We start from the raw sequence: 17,021 nt of genomic DNA, 5'->3' as shown, positions 1-17,021 counted from the left end.
CGGCGGGGTGACAGCGGCGCCGGTGGACCGCCGGCGCCACGGAGGATCCCGACTCCTTCGGCGGCTTCGACGAGCCCGGGCCGGAGGCGGCGGAGGTCTTCTGCGCCGCCACCCTCTTCGACCTGCCCGACTACTGACGGGCCGGGCACCGCCCGAACGCCGCTCGACGCGGCTACTGGCCGGTGCCGGCCTCCTGGACGACCCGGAAGGCGATGAACTCCGCGGGGCGGATGGGGGCGATGCCGATGTCGATGGCCACCTGGCCGGCCTTCACCCGCTCGGCCGGGTTGTTGGTCTGGTCGCAGATCACGTAGAACGCCTCGTCCGGCGTCCTGCCCACGAGTGCTCCCTGGCGCCACTGATCGCTCAGGTACGAGGCGACCGCCGAGCGCAGGCTCGCCCAGAGGCGTTCGTCGTTCGGCTCGAAGACGGCCCAGGTCGCGCCGGCCCGGATCGAGTCGGTCAGGTGGTTCACCAGGCGCCGGACGTTCAGGTACTTCCAGTCACGGCTGGTGGACAGTGTGCGGGCGCCCCACACCAGCAGCCCGCGGTCGGGGAAGACCCGCAGGCAGTTCACCCCGACCGCGTTCAGTTCGCCGTTCTCGTCGTCGGTCAGCGCCTTCTCGATCGCGGTCGCCCCCCGGACGTTCTGATTCGCCGGGGCCTTGAACACCCCGCGTTCGGCGTCGGTGCGGGCCCAGATCCCGGCGATGTGGCCGCAGGCGGGAACCGTGCGGGCCGTACCGTCGACGCCGGGCACCTCGATCCAGGGGTGGTAGACGGCTGTGAACTGCGCCTCGGTGTCGTCCAGCCCGAACAGCGCGGGCGTCTTGACCGCGTCCGCTGCCGAGGCGCCCTGCTCGGTGTGCAGCAGCGCCATCCGGTTGCCGAGGCGCGCGCAGTGGCCGGCGATCGCCTTGGCGATCGCCGGTGCCTCGCTCTCGGCCTGCCACAGGTCGGGAGCGACCACGATGTTCACGTCGGCCACCGCCTCCAATGCGGTCAGCCCGGCGGTGTAGGCCGTCGGCGTGCCACCGCCCGTGCCGACCACGTAGCACTCGGTGCCGCCGTTGGCGAAGAACCCGTACACGGCCTCGGCCAGATTCGCACCGGCCTCACCGCCACCCTCGCCGCCGCCCTCAGCGCCGACCGGGTACAGCCGCGTGAAGTCCTGCCAGCCGCGTACGGGCCTCGGCTCCGCCGCGCCGCTCTTCAGCGGTGCCACGAACGCCGCCGTGGACGTTCCCGCGCCCGCGATGATCCGAACCCCACTCTGCATCCTGGCTCCTTGGACGTTGATGGAAGGCAGCAGAACGCGGGTGGCCGGAACCACCCGCAAGCGCGAGCGTAGGGAGGAAAGTGATGGGGCGTCAGAAATGTCATGCGATCGAGTGTTCTCTTCGCAAACCTCTGGACAACCCGTTCATCGGGTGACCGGCCCGGCGAACGGGCCCTGGAGCTGCCCTTCCCGGAAGCGGAGGCCGAGGCGCCGCCACCTGTTGTCAGTGGTGGACCGGGACGGGCGCTGCGGTGGGCGCGGCGGCCGCGGGGGAGCGGCGTTCCAGGGCGATGGACCAGAAGGCCAGGGCGAGGGCCGAGGCGGCGAGCAGGGCGCCGACCCAGTTGGGCGCGGTGTAGCCGAGGCCGGCGGAGATGGCCAGGCCGCCGAGCCAGGCGGCGAGGGCGTTGCCGAGGTTGAAGGCGCCGATGTTCACGGCCGAGGCGAGGGTCGGCGCGCCGTGCGCCTGGTCGAGGACGCGCTTCTGCAGCGGCGGGACGGTGGCGAAGCCGAGGGCGCCGACGAGGACGATGGTCACGGCGGCGGTGGCCTTGTTGTGCGCGGTGAGGGTGAACAGCGCGAGCACGACGGCGAGGCCGCCGAGCGCGGTGCAGAGCATCGGCATCAGGCTGCGGTCGGCGAACCGGCCGCCGACCAGGTTGCCGAGGAACATCCCGGCGCCGAAGAGCACCAGCAGCCAGGTGACGGAGCCCTCGGAGTAGCCGGTCACCTCGGTCATCATCGGCGCGATGTAGGTGATCGCGGCGAAGACGCCGCCGAAGCCGAGCACGGTCATCGTCATCGCGAGCAGCACCTGCGGGTTGCGGAACGCGCCCAGCTCGCGGCGCAGGTGGGCGCCTTCGGGGCGGGGCAGTTCGGGCACCAGGCGGGCGATGCCGATCAGTCCGACCACGCCGAGCGCGGCGACGACGGCGAAGGTGGCGCGCCAGCCGACGCCCTGGCCGAGGAAGGTGCCGAGCGGGACGCCGACGACATTGGCGACCGTGAGGCCGGCGAACAGGGTGGCGAGGGCGCCGGCCTTCTTGTCGGGGGCGACCAGGTCGGCCGCGACGACGGAGCCGATGCCGAAGAACGCGCCGTGGGCGAGCGAGGCGACCACCCGGCCGGTCAGCATCACGCCGAAGCCCGGCGCGACGGCGGACAGCGCGTTGCCGAGCACCAGCAGGCCGAGCAGCAGCATCAGCATCCGCTTGCGGTTGACCCTGGTGCCGAGGACGGCCATCAGTGGTGCGCCGACGACCACGCCGAGCGCGTAGCCGGTGACCAGCAGGCCCGCGGTGGGGATGGAGACGCCGTAGTCGGCGGCGATCTCGGGGAGCAGGCCCATGATCACGAATTCGGTGGTGCCGATGCTGAAGGCGCCGATGGCCAGGGCGAGGAGGACGAGGGGCACTGGGCTCCACCCTTCTGGATTGCTTGAGTGAGCTCCTTGCGTGTGCTGACAATAATTGCAGGCGCTAGATATATGCAAGCGCATAATGTCCGCGCACCGGTCGTTCCCGCGCATGCAAAAGACCGGTCCCGGCGAATCGCCGGAACCGGTCAGGGTCAGGAACGGTGCAGGTCAGCCCCGGTAGACGCCCGCCTCGTACAGCGAGTACCCCCACCCGGTCGCCCGCTGCTCCCCGTGGATCCGCACGTACCGCGCCGGGACGGCGGGGAAGCGCGCGGTGTCCAGGCCGCCGTCGCCGGAGGCGGTGGACCACACCGTCCGCCAGGCCGCCCCGTCGGTGGACACCTCGATCCGGTAGGCGCGGGCGTGGGCCCGCTCCCAGTCCAGGGTGACCCGGCCGACCAGGGTGGTCGCGGGCAGGTCGATCCGCAGCCACTGGTCGTCGCTCCAGTCGCTGGCCCACCGGCTGGAGGGGCTGCCGTCGACGGCCCGGCCGGGCCCGTAGTCGGTGAACGGGTTCCACTCGGCGGAACTGGCGGCGGCCGAGGCGCCGGCGGCCAGGTTCACCCCGGACCGGTGCCGCTCGGAGGCGCCCCAGGTGGTCAGGTAGGACTCCGCGCCCCGGAACAGGTCGTCGACCACGTCCTGCCCGCCGACCAGCCGGACGTCCTCCAGCCAGTCCGGCACCAGCCCGTAGTGCGCGGCCCCGTCGGTGTTGACGTCCCAGGTGCGGCTGCCCGCCGTGGCCCGCTCCACCACCGAGCCGCCGTCGGCGGTGCGGAACGGGTAGCGCACCGGGTTCGCGGTGCCGGAGCCGCGCGGACCGGGCCAGCCGCCGACCCCGTTCATGTCGGTCCCGTAGCCGTACCCGACGCCGTACTTGTCGCGCAGCGCGTCGGTGCGCCGCGCCTCCGCGCTGAACGCCTCCGCGCCGTTCATGTACTGGGCGACGAAGCCGCCGAGCCGGTAGACGCGCTCCGTCCAGCCGAGGTCCATCCAGCTGTGGGAGGAGATCGCGCCCGGGTACGCCTCGGACTCCAGGACGTCCAGCGCCCGCCCGGCCGCCTTGACGCTCATGTGGTCGAGCTCCAGCATCATGCCGCGCCGCATCATCCCGCGCAGGGCGTACTCGCCGAGCTCGCTCAGGCCCCGCGTGTTGCACTGGGCGCCGGCCGCGTACGCGGGCGGCGTCACGCCCGGTGGCAGCTGGTTCTGCACGGACGCCGTGGCGGGCGCCAGGCCGATCGGGTTGTCGTGCTGCGGGCCGGTGCACGGCTCGGTCTGCCAGAAGGTGCCGGTGGACAGGAACTGGCCCGCGTTGATCGCGGTGCCCAGCGCGCCCTCGTCGAACCGCACGCCGCACAGCGCGTTGTCGAACTTGTGGCACAGGAACATGCTGCGCACGCCGAGCCCGTACAGCTCGTCGAGGCCGCGGTCGATGTCCGCGCGCCCGCACTGGGCGACGTCCAGCACCTGCTTGCAGCCGAACGGCTCCGAGGTCTCCACCCCGAGCACCACGGCGAGCTTGCCCTGGTGGACGACCTCCCTGGCCTGCCCGCTGTCGGTGACGATCCGGAACCAGCCCTTGCCGGGGCCGCCGTACATCCTGTCGACGTAGGCCTGCATGTCGTGGCTGAGCTTCGCCTGGAGGCGGATGGAGGTCATCTCGTCGCAGTCGCGGTCCTTGAAGAAGTAGACCGAGCAGATCACGCCGTTGGTCACCAGGTCGTTGACGAGGACCCGCTCGCCGCCGCGCCAGGCGCGCTCCACCCAGGCGTAGTAGTTCTGCTGGTGGGTCAGCGAGTCATGGGCCGGCCAGTCGGCGAAGGTCGGCCAGCCGACCGGGTCGTGCCGGCCGTCGCCGCCGTTGGTGATCATGTCGAAGACGGCGAGCGAGCCGTCGGGGTAGTGCTCGGGGCAGTCCTTGAGGGCGTCGGTCACGCCCGCCTCGGAGAAGGCCTTGCCGCAGATCAGCCGGCCGCCGAAGGCCTCGTTGGAGAGGATGTGGTCGTGCGCGTCGACGAAGCCGCGGACCCGGCCCTGGGCGTCGGTGCCGGTGAACGGCTCGCCCGTGACGCCGATCGCGGCGTCGGGCGCCGGCCGGGCGACCGGGTCCCACCAGTTCGCGCCGCCGGCCCCGCGCGCCGGCGCGGCGAGGGCGGCGGCGACCAGGGCGAGCAGCGCGGCGAGCAGGGTGGCGAATCGCAGGCGTGCGTGGGGGAGTCGGGTCATGGGCACCCCAGTTCCGGAGGGACGGACGGGCGGTCCGACGACGCGGCCGACGCCCGCCGTCCGCGGCACCGCGGCGCCCCCGGGGGCGGCTGTCGGCGTCCGCATACTCGGTGTGACGAGAATCGCCACTGTTGGACATTCCGTCAATAGTCGTGACGGAAACGGCTGTTCCGTGTGCGCCCGCTCGGTGGCCGGGCTCAGCGGCCGGGCTCAGCGCCCCGGCCCGGCGGCCCCGGTGCCCGGTGGCCGGTCGTGCGGGAGGAACAGCGCCGCGCCGAGGCCGACCACGCCGAAGCCGGCCAGGACGATCATCGCCGCCGCGTAGCCGTTGGGGGAGAGCGCGGAGACCAGGATGGTGCCGGCCACGGCGGTGCCGAGCGAGGAGCCGAGGTTGGAGATGCTGCGGGACAGGCCGGAGATCTCGCCCTGCCGGCTGTCCGGGAACGCGGACTGCACCACGTTGACCGACGGGGTGAGCATCAGGCCGAGGCCGAGCCCGATCAGCAGCAGTCCGGGCGCGAACGCCCAGGCGCCGCCGAAGGCGCGCACCAGCAGGAGCAGCACCAGGATGCCGGCGGTGGTGGTGGCGAAGCCGGTGACGATCAGGGTGCGCTGGGCGCGCCGCTTCGCCAGCCGCTCGGCGGCGAGCGAGGAGGCCAGCAGGCCCACGGTGGCGGCGGTGAAGACGCCGCCGGTGGCGATCGCGCTGTAGCCGCGGACGACCTGGAGGTAGGCGCCGACGGTGAACGAGACGCCCATCAGGACCAGCCACTGGGCGTTCTGGGTGACCAGGCCCAGATTGGAGACGCGGTTGTGGAACAGGCTGGTGGCCAGCAGCGGTTCGCGGCCCGCCCGCTCCAGTCGGCGGATCCAGCCGAAGAAGGCGGCCAGCACCGCGGCGCCCGCGGCCAGCAGGCCGATCATCAGCCAGGTGTTGTCGTCCGCGGCGAGGATGCCGGTGACCAGCAGCACCAGACCCGTCGCCGACAGCACCGCGCCGACGGTGTCGAACGGCCGGCCGGGGTCGGCGGGCAGCGGATCCTCCAGGGTGCGGGTGAGGAACAGGATCACCGCCACCACCAGGACCTGGAAGCCGAAGTTGGCGCGCCAGTCGATCGCCGTGGTGAGCAGGCCGCCGATCAGCGGACCGGCCGCCGCGCCGACGCCGCCCAGCGCCATGATGGTGCCGAACGCGCGGGCCCGGGCGGCCGTCCCGGTGAACAGCAGGGTGGTCAGGATGTAGACCGGGGGGATCAGCAGGGCGGTGCCGACGCCCTCCAGCACCGAGTTGCCGAGGATCAGCACCCCGAGCCCGGGGGCGGCCGCGCTGAGCAGGGCGCCGACGCCGTAGACGGCGAGGCCCAGCATCAGGCAGCGCTTGCGGCCCCAGCGGTCGGTGAGCTTGCCGCCGGGGATCATCAGGGCGGCCATCACCAGCAGGAAGACGGTGATCGCGACCTGGACGCCCTGGACGGTGGTGTCGAGGTCCGCGCTGATGTCGTTGATCATCACGTTCATGCTGGAGCCCGCGAAGCTGCAGATGAACTGGGCGAGGGCCAGCGGGGCGAGGACGCGCCGTGCGGCCGGGGCGGGACTCGCGGCAGCGGTGGTGGTCATTCCCGGCTCCGTCCGTCGGGCGCGGTGAGCACCGCGTAGAGCGCGGCCACGTCGATCGCGATGATCATGAGCGACCAGGCGGGGTAGCTCGCCACGAAGACGAACTGCACGAAGACGTTGGCGCACAGCACCGTCGCCGGGAACCAGCGGCTGGGGAGGTCGCCGGTGAGCAGCGTGATGCCGGCCAGGCCCTGGGCGACGGCCAGCGCGAGCACCGCCCAGCCCAGGCTGTGCAGGTCGCCGAAGACGTAGCGGTCGGTGCCGGTGACGACGGGCGAGTCGATCAGCGCCGCCATCGCGTCCCACCCGTTGAACAGGGCCAGCAGGATCATCGCGACACCCGCGAACGGCAGCAGGTTCCGGCGGGGCCGTGCCGGGTGGGTGGACGAGGCCATGACCGGACTCCTTTCGTGGACCTGTGCCCGGGCCGCACGCGGGCTCAGGCGGTGCCCCGGCGGTCGAGCTCCTCGTCCAGGGCGAGCGCCGCATCGATGAGTGCCAGATGGGTGAACGCCTGCGGGAAGTTGCCCAGTTGCTCGCCGGAGGGGCCGATCTCCTCGGCGAACAGGCCCGCGTGGTTGGCGTAAGTGAGCATCTTGTCGAAGGCGTAGCGGGCCTGTTCGACCCGGCCCGCCCGGGCGAGGGCCTCCACGTAGAGGAAGGAGCAGAGGTTGAAGGTGCCCTCGGTGCCGCGCAGCCCGTCGGGGGAGGCGGCCGGGTCGTAGCGGTAGACCAGGCTGTCGCAGACCAGTTCCCGGTCCATCGCGTCCAGGGTGGAGAGCCAGTCCGGGTCGGTGGGGGAGAGGAAGCCGACCTTGGGCATCAGCAGCAGCGAGGCGTCCAGGACCTCGGTGTCGTAGTGCTGGACGAAGGCCCCGCGCTTCGGGCTCCAGCCGCGCTGCACGATCTGGCGCAGGACGTCGTCGCGCACCGAGCTCCAGCGGTCCAGGTCGGCGGGGCGGGCGTGGGTGCGGGCGAGCCGCACGGCCCGGTCGAAGGCCACCCAGCACATCAGCCGGCTGTAGGTGAAGTCCTGGCGCCCGCCGCGGGTCTCCCAGATCCCCTCGTCGGCGCGGTCCCAGTGCTCGGTCAGCCAGTCCACCATCCGGCGGAACGCGTCCCAGCCGCGCAGCGCGCCCATGTCGCCGTCCCCGGCGGCGAACGCGTAGGCGGCCTCGCCGTAGATGTCGAGCTGGAGTTGGTCGGCGGCGGCGTTGCCGGCCCGCACCGGGGAGGAGCCCTGGTAGCCCTCCCAGTGGCCGAGCGTCTCCTCGCCCAGGTGCGGGTCGCCGTCGATCCGGTACATGATCTGCAGCCGCTCGCCCCCGGCGCCGGCGGCCTCGATCCGCTCGCGCACCCAGCGGCGGAACGCCTGCGCCTCCTCGCGGAAGCCGAGCCCGATCAGGGTGTGCACGGAGAGCGAGGCGTCCCGGATCCAGGTGTAGCGGTAGTCCCAGTTGCGCTCGCCGCCGACCTGCTCCGGCAGGCCCATCGTCGCGGCGGCGATCAGCGCCCCGGTCGGCCGGTAGCTGAGCAGCTTCAGGGTGATCGCCGAGCGGTCCACGATCTGCCGCCAACGGCCCTGGTAGTTGGACGACCTCAGCCAGCCGTACCAGTACGCCCGGCAGGCGTCGAAGGCGGCGAGGGCGTCCTCGTCGCTCGGCGCGGGAGGCGGCTCGCCGCCCGGCGGCAGCGAGGTCAGCTCCACGGTCGCCAGCTCCCCGGCGGCCAGCGTGAACCGCGCGGTGACGTCCTCGCCGTCGGCGTGCAGGGTGACCGGGGCGGTGGTGCGCACGCACAGCTCCTGGCCGGGCGAGCGCAGCAGCGCGGTGTGCTCGTCGGGCAGGCTGAGCCGGTGGGCGGCGCGGCCGTAGTCGAAGCGGGGCCGGCACTCCAGCACGAACGGCACCCGGCCGCGCACCACCCGCGCGCCCCGGATGATCCGGTGCCGGTCGGACGGGCTCGCCGAGGTGTCGGGGAGCATGAGGTCGATCACCTCCGCCACCCCCTGCGGGGCGAGGAAGCGGGTGACCACGATCGCCGTACCGGCCAGGTAGAGCTGTTTCACCCGGGCGTCCGGCACGGCCTCCCGGTCGACGGCCAGCCGGCACCGGCCGCCCCCGGCGTCGTCCAGCAGGGAGGCGAAGAGACTGGGGGAGTCGAACCGGGGCGTGCACCACCAGTCGATGTCGCCGTCGGTGGAGACCAGGGCGGCCGTCTGCAGGTCGCCGATCACGCCGTGGTCGGCGATCGCGGGGTAGGAACTCATGGTGGGGCTCCCTCGGCGGACGGCGGGAACTGCCTGCGCCGCCACCGTACGGGCGGCGGCACAGGCGGTGGATCACCCCGGGCGGGTGAGCGCCCGGGGCACCGGGGAACGGCGGACCGGCGGGTCACCTCATGGGGGTGATGCGCCGCGCCGCACCGTGCGGCCAGGCTGGAGGCCACCGTCGAGGCGAAGGGAGCCGGCCCCATGCGCTACGAGATCCGGGTGTCCGGCGTACTGCAGGAGACGACCCGCAGGGAGGGCTTCCCCGAAATGGAGAGCAGGGTCGTGCCCGACCACACCGTCCTGTACGGGGACGTGGTGGACGAGGCCCATCTGTTCGGACTGCTGAACCGCTGCCAGGCGCTGGGGCTGCGGGTGACGGAGCTGCACCGCCTGCCGGAGTGAGGCGCAGAAGCAGGCTCACGGCCCCGGCTCGCGGCCCCGGCTCACGGCTCACGGCTCGTCGAGCAGGTGCAGCCGGGCCGCGGTGCGCACCGCCTCGCGGCGGTTGGCCGTCAGCAGCTTGCGGTTGATGCTCTTGAGGTGCGTCTTGACGGTGTTCGGCGACAGGAACAGCTCGTCGGCGATCTCCTGGGTCGACAGCATCCGCGCCGCGTGCAGCAGGACGTCCCGTTCCCGCCCGGTCAGCGGTTCCGTCGGCGGCTCCATCGGCGGCCCGGCGGGCGGTGGCCCGCCGTCCGGGTCCGGGCCGTCCGGGTGCGGCCCCGGGCCGGGCGCGGCCGGGCGCAGGTCGCCGGGCAGCCAGGGATGCGCGAGGGCCAGCTGCGGCCGCCGGCGCAGCCGGCGCCGCACCCAGGGGGCGCACTCGCGGAACGGCCGGCGCAGCCGTTCCGGCTCGGCGGTGGCGAGCGCCTGCGCCAGCAGCCGGGCGCCGTCCGGCCCGTCGGGCTCGGCGCAGGACTGGGCCAGCAGCAGCAGCGCCCGGGTACGGGTGGCGCTGCCCACGGCGGGGTCGTCGCACAGGGCACGCAGCTGTTCCAGGGCCTGAGCCTCGTCCAGCCCGGCGGCGAGGTGCGCCCGGGCCGCCACCACGCGCGAGTCCGGCGCCCGGGTGGGCACGCCGTCCAGGGCCGCCACCGCCGCTCGCGGGCGGCCCGCCGCCAGGTGCGCGGCGCAGGCGGTGACGGCCAGGCGCTCACGGCTCCACTCGGACGGCCGGTCGGCGAGTTCGTGCTCCCGGGCCTCCGCCAGCAGCCGCAGCGCGGTGTCGGGCCGTCCCTGGGACACCTCCAGCCTCGCCCCGACCACGGCGTTGCCGAGCGCGACCAGCGGATCACGCCCGGGCGCGGGGCGGGCCGCGAGCCGGTGCAGCGCCCTGCGGGCGGCGGCCGGCTCGTCGCGCTCCAGCGCGGTGGCGGCCAGCAGCAGGTCACGCAGATCGGTGCGGCTGTCGGGCGGCAGGCTGGAACGGTCGGCCTCCTCGTCGGCCTCGCGCACCCGGTGCTCGGCGCGCCCGGAGCGGCCGCGCAGGTGGTCGATGAGCGCCAGCCGGCAGAGCGCGTCGTGGCGCAGCCGGGCGGTGGCGGGCGAGGGCGCGGCGCGCGCCGCGCGCTCCAGCGCCGCCCGCGCCTCGTCGAGCCGGCCGTGCCACAGCAGCGCGGAGCCGAGGCCGGCGTCCACCAGGGCGAGCAGCTCGGGGTGGCCGTCCAGCAGCTCGGCCGGTGCCCGGGCCGCCAGCTCGTGGGCCCGGCGGGCGGCGCGCTCGGCGAGCGCGGCCGAGCCGAGCAGCCGGGCGGCCTCCGCGCGGACGAAGGCGGCCGCCAGGTGGTACGGGGTCTCCTGCTCCGCCAGCAGGGGTTCGACGCGATCCACGATCCGCAGGGCGCCCTCCGCGTCGTCGCGGCCCAGGCGGAGGGCCGCGCGGACGAGTTCGGCGGCCGGGGTCCGCTCGGCCGGCGGCATCCGGGAGAACAGGGCGCACAGCCGGGTGGCGTCCCGTCCGGCGACCAGCTCCCCGAGGGCCGGCTCGTCGACCAGCAGCCGCGCGGCCAGCGCCCAGTCGCCGCCCTCGGCGGCGTGGTCCAGTGCGGCCCGGTGCCGGCCGTGGTCGGCGAGCCAGTGCGCGGCCCGCACCCGCAGCTCGTCGACCCGCTCCGGCGCGGCGGCGCGCAGGTGCAGGCGCAGGATGCCCGCGAACATCGGGTGCAGCCGGTACCAGCCGTCGGACAGCGCCTCGGTGAAGGCGTTCTCCTGGTGCAGCCGCTCCAGGATCCGCCGGCCGTCGCGGCGGCCGGTGAGCGCATCGGCGAGGTCGGGGTGGACCCGGCCCAGGATGCTGCAGCGCAGCAGGAGGTCCTGGGTGGGCGCGGGCTGGGTCCGCAGCACCTCGGCGAGCAGGAAGTCGGAGAGCGCGGCGTGCCCGGCGTCGATCCGCCGGAGGTAGGCGCCGGGGTCGTCGGCGTCCTTGGCGGCGAGCGCGAGCAGCCGCAGCCCGGCCGCCCAGCCGGACACCGCCCGGTGCACCGCGTCCACGGTGGACGCGTCCAGGCGCAGCCCGTGCCGCTCCAGCAGGGCGCCCGCCTCGGCGCGGCTGAGCGCGAGGTCGGCGGCGTGCAGTTCGCCGAGCTCGCCGGCGGCCCGGTAGCGGTGCAGTGGCAGCAGCGGCTCGCGCCGGCCGACCAGTACCAGCCGCAGCCGCCCGGCGGTGTGGCGGACCAGGTCGTGCAGCTGCCCGGTCAGCCCGGGGTTGTCGATGTGCTCGAACTCGTCCAGCACCAGGACCAGCGGCTGCGGCCGGGCGTTGATCCAGGCGGCCAGCCGCACCAGCAGGGACGGCTCGACGTGCTCGGCCCGGGCCGGGGCGCCGACCTCGTCCGGCAGCCCGGGCACGCCGCCCTGAAGGGCCTCGCGGACGTACGCCCAGAAGGTGCCGGGCTGGTTGTCGCCCTCCTCCAGGGTGAGCCAGCCCGCGGGACCGGGGAGCCGGCCGCGCGCCAGCCAGTCGGCCACCAGCAGGGTCTTGCCCGCCCCCGCGGGCCCGTCGACCAGGGTCACCGGCCGGGACGCGGCCGCGTCGAGCCGGCGCAGCAGCCGCTCGCGGCGCAGGAAGGTGGCGGCGGGCGGACCGGGCGGACGGACCCGGGTGTCCAGCAGCGGGTCCCCGTTCGGAAGCCTCGCGGGTGCGGTGCGGGTGTGCGGCATGTGGCCACCGCCTGGTGGTTCCGCCGTGCGGGAGGGCACGGCCGGGTGCGGAGCGGCGGGCCGCGGGCGCGCCGTTGCGGGCGCCTCCGGGAGACGCCACTTCGACGGTAGTACGGCCCGGGCGCCGGGTGCCATCCGAGCGGGGGCGCGGCCCGCGTCACCCTCCGGGGGTGAGGCCGGGCGCCGGAGCGGCGGCGACGATCGACGGGAGGGCCGGCCCCGGTGGAGCGGCCCGGCACCGACCCCGCAGGAGGCCGTCGTGACCGACCCCGGACCGGCGTCCCGCGGGCCCGTCCCCGGCCCGCCGGGCCCGCCCGGAGCGGGCCCCGGGCGGGCCGCGCGGACCGACTACGCGGGGGCGGTCTACGGCTCGATGCTCGCGGCCTCCGTGATCGCGGCCTCCAGCCCGAGCGGACCGCACCCGAGGATCTCGCTCGTCCTGCTGCTGGCGGTCACCGGGCTGGTGTTCTGGGCGGCGCACGTCTACGCGCACGTCGCCGGGCAGCGCGAGGCCGGCCGCCAGGTCACCTGGCACCAGGTGCGCGAGGTGGGGCGGCACGAGTGGCCGATCGTCGAGGCCGCGGCGCTGCCCGCCCTGGCGGTGCTGCTCAGCCCCTGGCTCGGGACGGGGGAGAACGCCTGGCTGGCGCTCGGCGTCGCGGTGGCCCAGCAGGTGGGCTGGGCGGGCCTGGGCGCCCGCCGGGCGGGGGCCGCGCCGCGCCAGGTGCTCGTCGAGGGCGCGGTCAACCTGCTGCTGGGCCTGGTGATCGTGGCGGCCAAGGTGGCGGTGGGGCACTGAAATCACCCGCAGCGGGTGGTCCCCGGGCCCGGGCCGGTGTGGCGCAGTGGTGGCCGGGGACGTGCCCCGCACCTGGCGTGCCCCGTACCCCTCGTGCCCCGCACCCGGAGCCGGATCACCTGGAGGCCATCATGACCGCCGCCGTTCCCCACGGCGCCACCCCGTCGGCCGGGGCGCGCGCGACCGACGACCACGTCGGGTCCGGGCTGCTCACCTTCGCCGGTGTGCTGCTGGTGCTGGTGGGCGCCCTGAACGCGCTGGACGGCATCTCCGCCATCGCCGGCTCGCACGTCTTCATCGGGGACGCCCACTTCGTCTTCGGCGACCTGCTGGCCTGGGGCTGGGTGATGCTGGCCCTGGCCGTCGCCCAACTCGGGGCCGCCTACGGCGTCCTGGCCCTGCGCACGCAGTGGGCCCGGTGGGCGGGCGTCGTGGTCCTGGTGCTCAACGCCTTCGCCCAGATGTCCTTCGTCCCGTCCTACCCGGTCTGGTCGCTGACGATCATCGCGATCGACGTCGTCGCCATCTACGCGCTGACCGCCTACGCCACCCCCGGCCGGTGGGCACCGGCACGCTCCGAGCAGCCGCCCGGTCCCGGCGGCGACACCTGAGCCCCGGACACCTCGGACGCCTCGGACGCCTCGGACTCTTCGACTCCTCGGCCGGAACCGGGTGGCATACCACGCGCCGCCGCGGGAAGACGCGCTCCCGGGCCGGTGCTGACGGTCCGTCGGAAGCCTCCGGCGGGCCGTCGGGCGTCCACCGGCCGCACCGCCGCCACCGCCGAGGAGGTACCCGATGACCCGGCCCGTCCCCCCGAACCTGTCCGTCGCCCACCTGGCCGCCGAGGCCGCCGAACTGCTGCGCGCCGCCGGCGCCGCCCCGCAGGGCGGCCGGCCCGGCCTGCGGCACGCCGCCGAGGCGGCCGAGACCGTCGGCGCGCTGGCCGGGCTGACCGCGCGGCTGCCCGAACTGCTGGACCACGTCGAGGCGTTCCTCAGCAGCGAGCAGGCGGCCGGCCGGATCGCCTCCGCCTCCGCCTCCGCCGGCGCCGGGGACGCGGCGTTCGCGGCCGCCAGGACCGCCCGGGACGCCCGCGAGCAGCTCTACGAGGCCGGCCGCACCGCCGCCCGGCTCGCCGAGTCCCTGGCGGCGGCCACCACCCTGCTCGCCCCGCTCGGCGCGAACCGGGCGAGCGGCGGCCCGACCGTCCCGCACGTCTGACCGCGCGCCGTCCGCCCGGGTCAGTCCGCGGGCCGCTCCAGCCGCCAGACCACCTCGATCCCGCTGTCCGCCGGGGCGGCGGGCGGTGAGAGCGGCCCGCGCCGGACCTCCGCGAACCCCAGCCGGCGCGGGACGGCGCCGCTGCGGACGTTGGCCAGGTCGTGCGCGATCTCCACGTACTCCACGCCCGGCAGCGTGAACATCTCGGCGGCCAGCGCCGCCGCCGACCGGGTCGCGATGCCCCGGCCGGTGGCGTCCGGGTGCAGCCAGTACCCCAGCCGCGGCCCCCGGGGATCGGCCGCGCGGTAGGCCTGGCACATCCCGAGCAGGGTCCCGTCCCCGGCGGCGGCGATGGCGTAGTTGAACACCTCGCCCGCCTCCCACCGCACGACGGACCGTTCGAGGAAGCCCCGGGTCGTTTCTTCGTCGTGCCCGGTGATCCAGTGCTCCCAGGGCCGCAGATGCTCCCGCGACTCCTCGAACAGCACCAGTGCGGCCGCGAGGTCCGGCAGTCCGCGCCAGCGGCGCAGCGTGAAGTCCCCGCAGTCGATGATCCCCCTCGGTCGCCCCATGGGGGTCATCATGACCCGCGCCGCCTCCGCACGCCAGAGTCGCGGGGCCGCACCTCGCAGCCGCACCAGGGGCTTCGCTCAGCGCTCCTGACGGAAGTCGACGTGCCGGCCGGCGACCGGGTCGTACGTGCGCAGCACCATCCGGTCGGCGCTGGTGCGGCGGTTCCTGCGGGTGACGTAGGTGTAGCCGGTGCCGGCGGTGGAACGGAGCCTGATCACCGGACGCAGGTCGCTGCGGGCCATGGGGATTCCTCCCGATCTGAGACGGAAATCGTTTTCACCCGCGTCCGACACGAGCCCCGCCGCACGCATTCCCGGCCGCGCGCAGGCCCCGGGACCGGGCGAACACTGGAGACATGGACCCGATCGAAGCGCTCCGGCGGATCGCCTTCCTCCTGGAGTGGCGCGACGCCTCGCCGTACCGGGTGCGGGCGTTCCACACGGCGGCCGACGCCGTCCGCGCGCTGCCGGCCGGCCCGGTGGACGAGGCCCGCGCCCGGACGCTGCGCGGGGTCGGCCCGGTGACCGCCGAGGTGATCGCCCAGGCCTCGGCGGGCGCGGTGCCCGCCTACCTCGCCAGGCTGGAGGAGGAGAGCGGTCCGGCGGCCCGGGCCGGCTGGGACCTGGTCACGGCGAGCCGGGGCGACTGCCATCTGCACTCCGACTGGTCCGACGGCGGCAGCCCGATCGAGGTGATGGCCGAGGCGGCCGGCGCGCTGGGACACCGCTGGGCGGTCCTCACCGACCACTCGCCGCGGCTCACCGTCGCCCACGGCCTCGGCCCCGACCGGCTGCGGCTGCAGCTTGCCGCGGTGGCCGCCGTCAACGCCCGCCCCGGCCTGCGGCTGCTGACCGGCATCGAGTGCGACATCCTGGAGGACGGCTCGCTCGACCAGGAGGAGGAACTGCTCGACGGCCTCGACGTGGTGGTGGCCTCGGTGCACTCCAAGCTGCGCTCCGACCCCGGACCGATGACCGCCCGGATGGTGGCCGCCGTGCGCGACCCGCACGTCGACGTGCTCGGGCACTGCACCGGCCGGATCATCACCGGCCGGGGCCGCCCGCAGTCGCGCTTCGACGCGCGCGAGGTCTTCACGGCCTGCGCCGAGTCCGGGACGGCGGTGGAGATCAACTGCCGCCCCGAGCGGCGCGACCCGCCGGACGACCTGCTGGCGCTGGCGGCGGAGGCAGGCTGCCTGTTCGCCGTGGACACCGACGCCCACGCGCCCGAGCAGCTCCGCTGGCAGTCCACCGGCTACGCGCGCGCCGCGAAGGCCGGTCTGGGCCCGGACCGGCTGGTGACGACCTGGCCACTGGCGCGCCTGCTGGAGTGGACGGACCATCGCTGAGCGCCCGTCGCGGCTCAGCGCTCAGCCCGCGCCCGTGCCGCCACCGCGTCGGCGAACCGGCCGGGGCCCTGCGGATCGGCGTCCAGGAAGAGGTTCGGTTCGACCAGTTCCAGCTCCAGGACCACGGGCGCCCCGCCGGCGTCCAGCACCAGGTCCACCCGGGCGAACAGCGGGGGACGGGCCGAGGGCACCGCCGCCAGGGCCGCCAGCGCGGTGCGGAGCTCCGCCTCCGTCGGCCGGTACGCGGCGACGCCGGGGTGCGGGAAGCGGTCGTTGTCGATCACCCCCGGCTCCGTCAGCAGCGGCTCCTTGCGGACCGCGTGGCTGAAGACGCCGTCGAACAGGACCAGCGCGCGTTCCCCCTCCGCCACCCGGGGCAGGTACGGCTGGACCATCACACCGCGGCCCTGCTCCAGCAGCGCCCGGGCGTGCCGGGCGGCCTCCCCGGACCGGCCGGCCTCGTACCGGGCGGTGTCCACGGCGCCCGCCGAGACGACCGGCTTGACCACGACGCCGTCCGGCCCGTCCGGCCACGCGGGGCCGCCCGGATCCCCGGGGACGGCAGGGGCGGCCGGGGACCCGGGCTCCAGGAACCGGGTCGGCACCACGGCGACCCCGCGCCGGGCCAGCTCCGCGAGGTAGTGCTTGTCGCTGTTCCAGCGGATCAGCGGCGCCGGGTTCCACAGCCGGGTGGCGCGCGCCGTGCCGTCGGCCCAGGCCAGGAACTCGTCGAGCCGCTCCGCGTAGTCCCAGGTCGAGCGGACGACCGCCAGGTCGAAGCGCTCCCAGGCCGTCCGGCCCGCACCGCCCCACACCACCGGCTCCGCCGTCAGACCCCGCTCGCCGAGCGCCGCCACCACGGCCGGCAGGTCCTCGTCGAGTGCGAGACCGGCCTCGCTGGTCACCAGGGCGACCCTGCCAACAGTCATGCCCCCAGCTTGGCCCCGGCCCGCCCGGACGTGCCCGCCGGGAGCGGAAGCGGGGGGGGGGGCCGCGCCCCCCGGGGGGGGGGGGGGCCCCCCCCCCGGGGGCCCCCCCCCGCGGGGGCCCGCCGGCGCGGGGGGGGGGGCGCCCCCCCCCGCCCGGGGGGGCGGGCCCCCGGCC

General features: G+C 75.3%; 15 protein-coding genes. 5 read left to right on the top strand and 10 right to left on the bottom strand.

Going from position 1 to position 17,021, the window contains the following annotated elements:
* Nucleotides 1–172 precede the first annotated feature (172 nt).
* The 6 genes from ACFZBX_RS22490 to ACFZBX_RS22465 form a co-directional block, all read right to left on the bottom strand.
* Nucleotides 173–1,279, bottom strand: a complete 1,107-nt coding sequence (locus ACFZBX_RS22490) for a phage tail sheath family protein (protein ID WP_391535552.1) — start codon at nt 1,277–1,279, stop codon at nt 173–175.
* A gap of 223 nt (nt 1,280–1,502) precedes the next feature.
* On the bottom strand, nt 1,503–2,693 hold the full coding sequence (locus tag ACFZBX_RS22485; protein ID WP_391535551.1) for an MFS transporter: 1,191 nt from the start codon (nt 2,691–2,693) through the stop codon (nt 1,503–1,505).
* Nucleotides 2,694–2,864: 171 nt separating this feature from the next.
* Nucleotides 2,865–4,925, bottom strand: a complete 2,061-nt coding sequence (locus ACFZBX_RS22480; RefSeq protein WP_391535550.1) for a discoidin domain-containing protein — start codon at nt 4,923–4,925, stop codon at nt 2,865–2,867.
* Nucleotides 4,926–5,135: 210 nt separating this feature from the next.
* Entirely contained in the window at nt 5,136–6,542 is a 1,407-nt protein-coding gene (locus tag ACFZBX_RS22475; RefSeq protein WP_391535549.1) for an MFS transporter, read from the bottom strand.
* On the bottom strand, nt 6,539–6,937 hold the full coding sequence (locus ACFZBX_RS22470) for a hypothetical protein (RefSeq protein ID WP_391535548.1): 399 nt from the start codon (nt 6,935–6,937) through the stop codon (nt 6,539–6,541). The genes ACFZBX_RS22475 and ACFZBX_RS22470 overlap by 4 nt, the downstream gene beginning before the upstream one ends.
* A 44-nt stretch (nt 6,938–6,981) precedes the next feature.
* Nucleotides 6,982–8,811 carry a glycoside hydrolase family 15 protein gene (locus tag ACFZBX_RS22465; RefSeq protein WP_391535547.1) on the bottom strand — a complete coding sequence of 610 codons (1,830 nt, stop codon included), beginning with the start codon at nt 8,809–8,811 and terminating at the stop codon, nt 6,982–6,984.
* A 204-nt stretch (nt 8,812–9,015) separates the two neighbouring features.
* Here ACFZBX_RS22465 and ACFZBX_RS22460 point away from each other — a divergent pair, with 204 nt between their 5' ends.
* A complete protein-coding gene (locus tag ACFZBX_RS22460) occupies nt 9,016–9,216 on the top strand; it encodes a hypothetical protein (RefSeq protein WP_344344548.1) in 201 nt (66 codons plus the stop codon).
* A gap of 48 nt (nt 9,217–9,264) precedes the next feature.
* On the opposite strand, the gene ACFZBX_RS22455 is transcribed toward ACFZBX_RS22460, so the two are convergent.
* On the bottom strand, nt 9,265–11,973 hold the full coding sequence (locus ACFZBX_RS22455; RefSeq protein WP_391535546.1) for a LuxR C-terminal-related transcriptional regulator: 2,709 nt from the start codon (nt 11,971–11,973) through the stop codon (nt 9,265–9,267).
* A 259-nt stretch (nt 11,974–12,232) separates the two neighbouring features.
* Here ACFZBX_RS22455 and ACFZBX_RS22450 point away from each other — a divergent pair, with 259 nt between their 5' ends.
* The 3 genes from ACFZBX_RS22450 (at nt 12,233) to ACFZBX_RS22440 (ending at nt 13,996) form a co-directional block, all read left to right on the top strand.
* Entirely contained in the window at nt 12,233–12,772 is a 540-nt protein-coding gene (locus ACFZBX_RS22450; RefSeq protein WP_391535545.1) for a hypothetical protein, read from the top strand.
* 131 nt (nt 12,773–12,903) lie between these two features.
* On the top strand, nt 12,904–13,383 hold the full coding sequence (locus tag ACFZBX_RS22445; RefSeq protein WP_391535544.1) for a hypothetical protein: 480 nt from the start codon (nt 12,904–12,906) through the stop codon (nt 13,381–13,383).
* Nucleotides 13,384–13,570: 187 nt separating this feature from the next.
* On the top strand, nt 13,571–13,996 hold the full coding sequence (locus tag ACFZBX_RS22440; protein WP_391535543.1) for a hypothetical protein: 426 nt from the start codon (nt 13,571–13,573) through the stop codon (nt 13,994–13,996).
* 20 nt (nt 13,997–14,016) lie between these two features.
* On the opposite strand, the gene ACFZBX_RS22435 is transcribed toward ACFZBX_RS22440, so the two are convergent.
* The gene (locus tag ACFZBX_RS22435; RefSeq protein WP_391535542.1) at nt 14,017–14,568 is read right to left on the bottom strand and encodes a GNAT family N-acetyltransferase; all 552 of its coding nucleotides are present in this window, start codon (nt 14,566–14,568) and stop codon (nt 14,017–14,019) included.
* Between the two features lie 78 nt (nt 14,569–14,646).
* A complete protein-coding gene (rpmG, locus tag ACFZBX_RS22430; protein ID WP_391535541.1) occupies nt 14,647–14,811 on the bottom strand; it encodes a 50S ribosomal protein L33 in 165 nt (54 codons plus the stop codon).
* Nucleotides 14,812–14,924: 113 nt separating this feature from the next.
* Between rpmG and ACFZBX_RS22425 the strand changes: the two genes are divergently transcribed.
* The gene (locus tag ACFZBX_RS22425; protein ID WP_391535540.1) at nt 14,925–15,917 is read left to right on the top strand and encodes a PHP domain-containing protein; all 993 of its coding nucleotides are present in this window, start codon (nt 14,925–14,927) and stop codon (nt 15,915–15,917) included.
* A 14-nt stretch (nt 15,918–15,931) separates the two neighbouring features.
* On the opposite strand, the gene ACFZBX_RS22420 is transcribed toward ACFZBX_RS22425, so the two are convergent.
* Nucleotides 15,932–16,846 (bottom strand): RimK family alpha-L-glutamate ligase, encoded by a 915-nt coding sequence (locus tag ACFZBX_RS22420; protein ID WP_391535539.1) that lies wholly within the window; start codon nt 16,844–16,846, stop codon nt 15,932–15,934.
* Nucleotides 16,847–17,021: the final 175 nt, after the last annotated feature.

The sequence above is a fragment of the Kitasatospora sp. NPDC008115 genome (assembly GCF_042957205.1).
Lineage (GTDB): Bacteria > Actinomycetota > Actinomycetes > Streptomycetales > Streptomycetaceae > Kitasatospora.
The sequence above is the reverse complement of the archived record's forward strand: the minus strand, read 5'-3'. Positions and strand labels throughout refer to the sequence as shown.

What these genes read in the sequence shown, in the direction of transcription:
- ACFZBX_RS22445 (WP_391535544.1), top strand. Translation starts at nt 12,904, where the DNA reads ATGACCGCCGCCGTTCCCCACGGCGCCACCCCGTCGGCCGGGGCGCGC.
- ACFZBX_RS22455 (WP_391535546.1), bottom strand. Translation starts at nt 11,973, where the DNA reads ATGCCGCACACCCGCACCGCACCCGCGAGGCTTCCGAACGGGGACCCG.
- rpmG (WP_391535541.1), bottom strand. Translation starts at nt 14,811, where the DNA reads ATGGCCCGCAGCGACCTGCGTCCGGTGATCAGGCTCCGTTCCACCGCC.
- ACFZBX_RS22420 (WP_391535539.1), bottom strand. Translation starts at nt 16,846, where the DNA reads ATGACTGTTGGCAGGGTCGCCCTGGTGACCAGCGAGGCCGGTCTCGCA.
- ACFZBX_RS22435 (WP_391535542.1), bottom strand. Translation starts at nt 14,568, where the DNA reads ATGGGGCGACCGAGGGGGATCATCGACTGCGGGGACTTCACGCTGCGC.
- ACFZBX_RS22475 (WP_391535549.1), bottom strand. Translation starts at nt 6,542, where the DNA reads ATGACCACCACCGCTGCCGCGAGTCCCGCCCCGGCCGCACGGCGCGTC.
- ACFZBX_RS22470 (WP_391535548.1), bottom strand. Translation starts at nt 6,937, where the DNA reads ATGGCCTCGTCCACCCACCCGGCACGGCCCCGCCGGAACCTGCTGCCG.
- ACFZBX_RS22490 (WP_391535552.1), bottom strand. Translation starts at nt 1,279, where the DNA reads ATGCAGAGTGGGGTTCGGATCATCGCGGGCGCGGGAACGTCCACGGCG.
- ACFZBX_RS22460 (WP_344344548.1), top strand. Translation starts at nt 9,016, where the DNA reads ATGCGCTACGAGATCCGGGTGTCCGGCGTACTGCAGGAGACGACCCGC.
- ACFZBX_RS22480 (WP_391535550.1), bottom strand. Translation starts at nt 4,925, where the DNA reads ATGACCCGACTCCCCCACGCACGCCTGCGATTCGCCACCCTGCTCGCC.
- ACFZBX_RS22440 (WP_391535543.1), top strand. Translation starts at nt 13,571, where the DNA reads ATGACCCGGCCCGTCCCCCCGAACCTGTCCGTCGCCCACCTGGCCGCC.
- ACFZBX_RS22465 (WP_391535547.1), bottom strand. Translation starts at nt 8,811, where the DNA reads ATGAGTTCCTACCCCGCGATCGCCGACCACGGCGTGATCGGCGACCTG.
- ACFZBX_RS22425 (WP_391535540.1), top strand. Translation starts at nt 14,925, where the DNA reads ATGGACCCGATCGAAGCGCTCCGGCGGATCGCCTTCCTCCTGGAGTGG.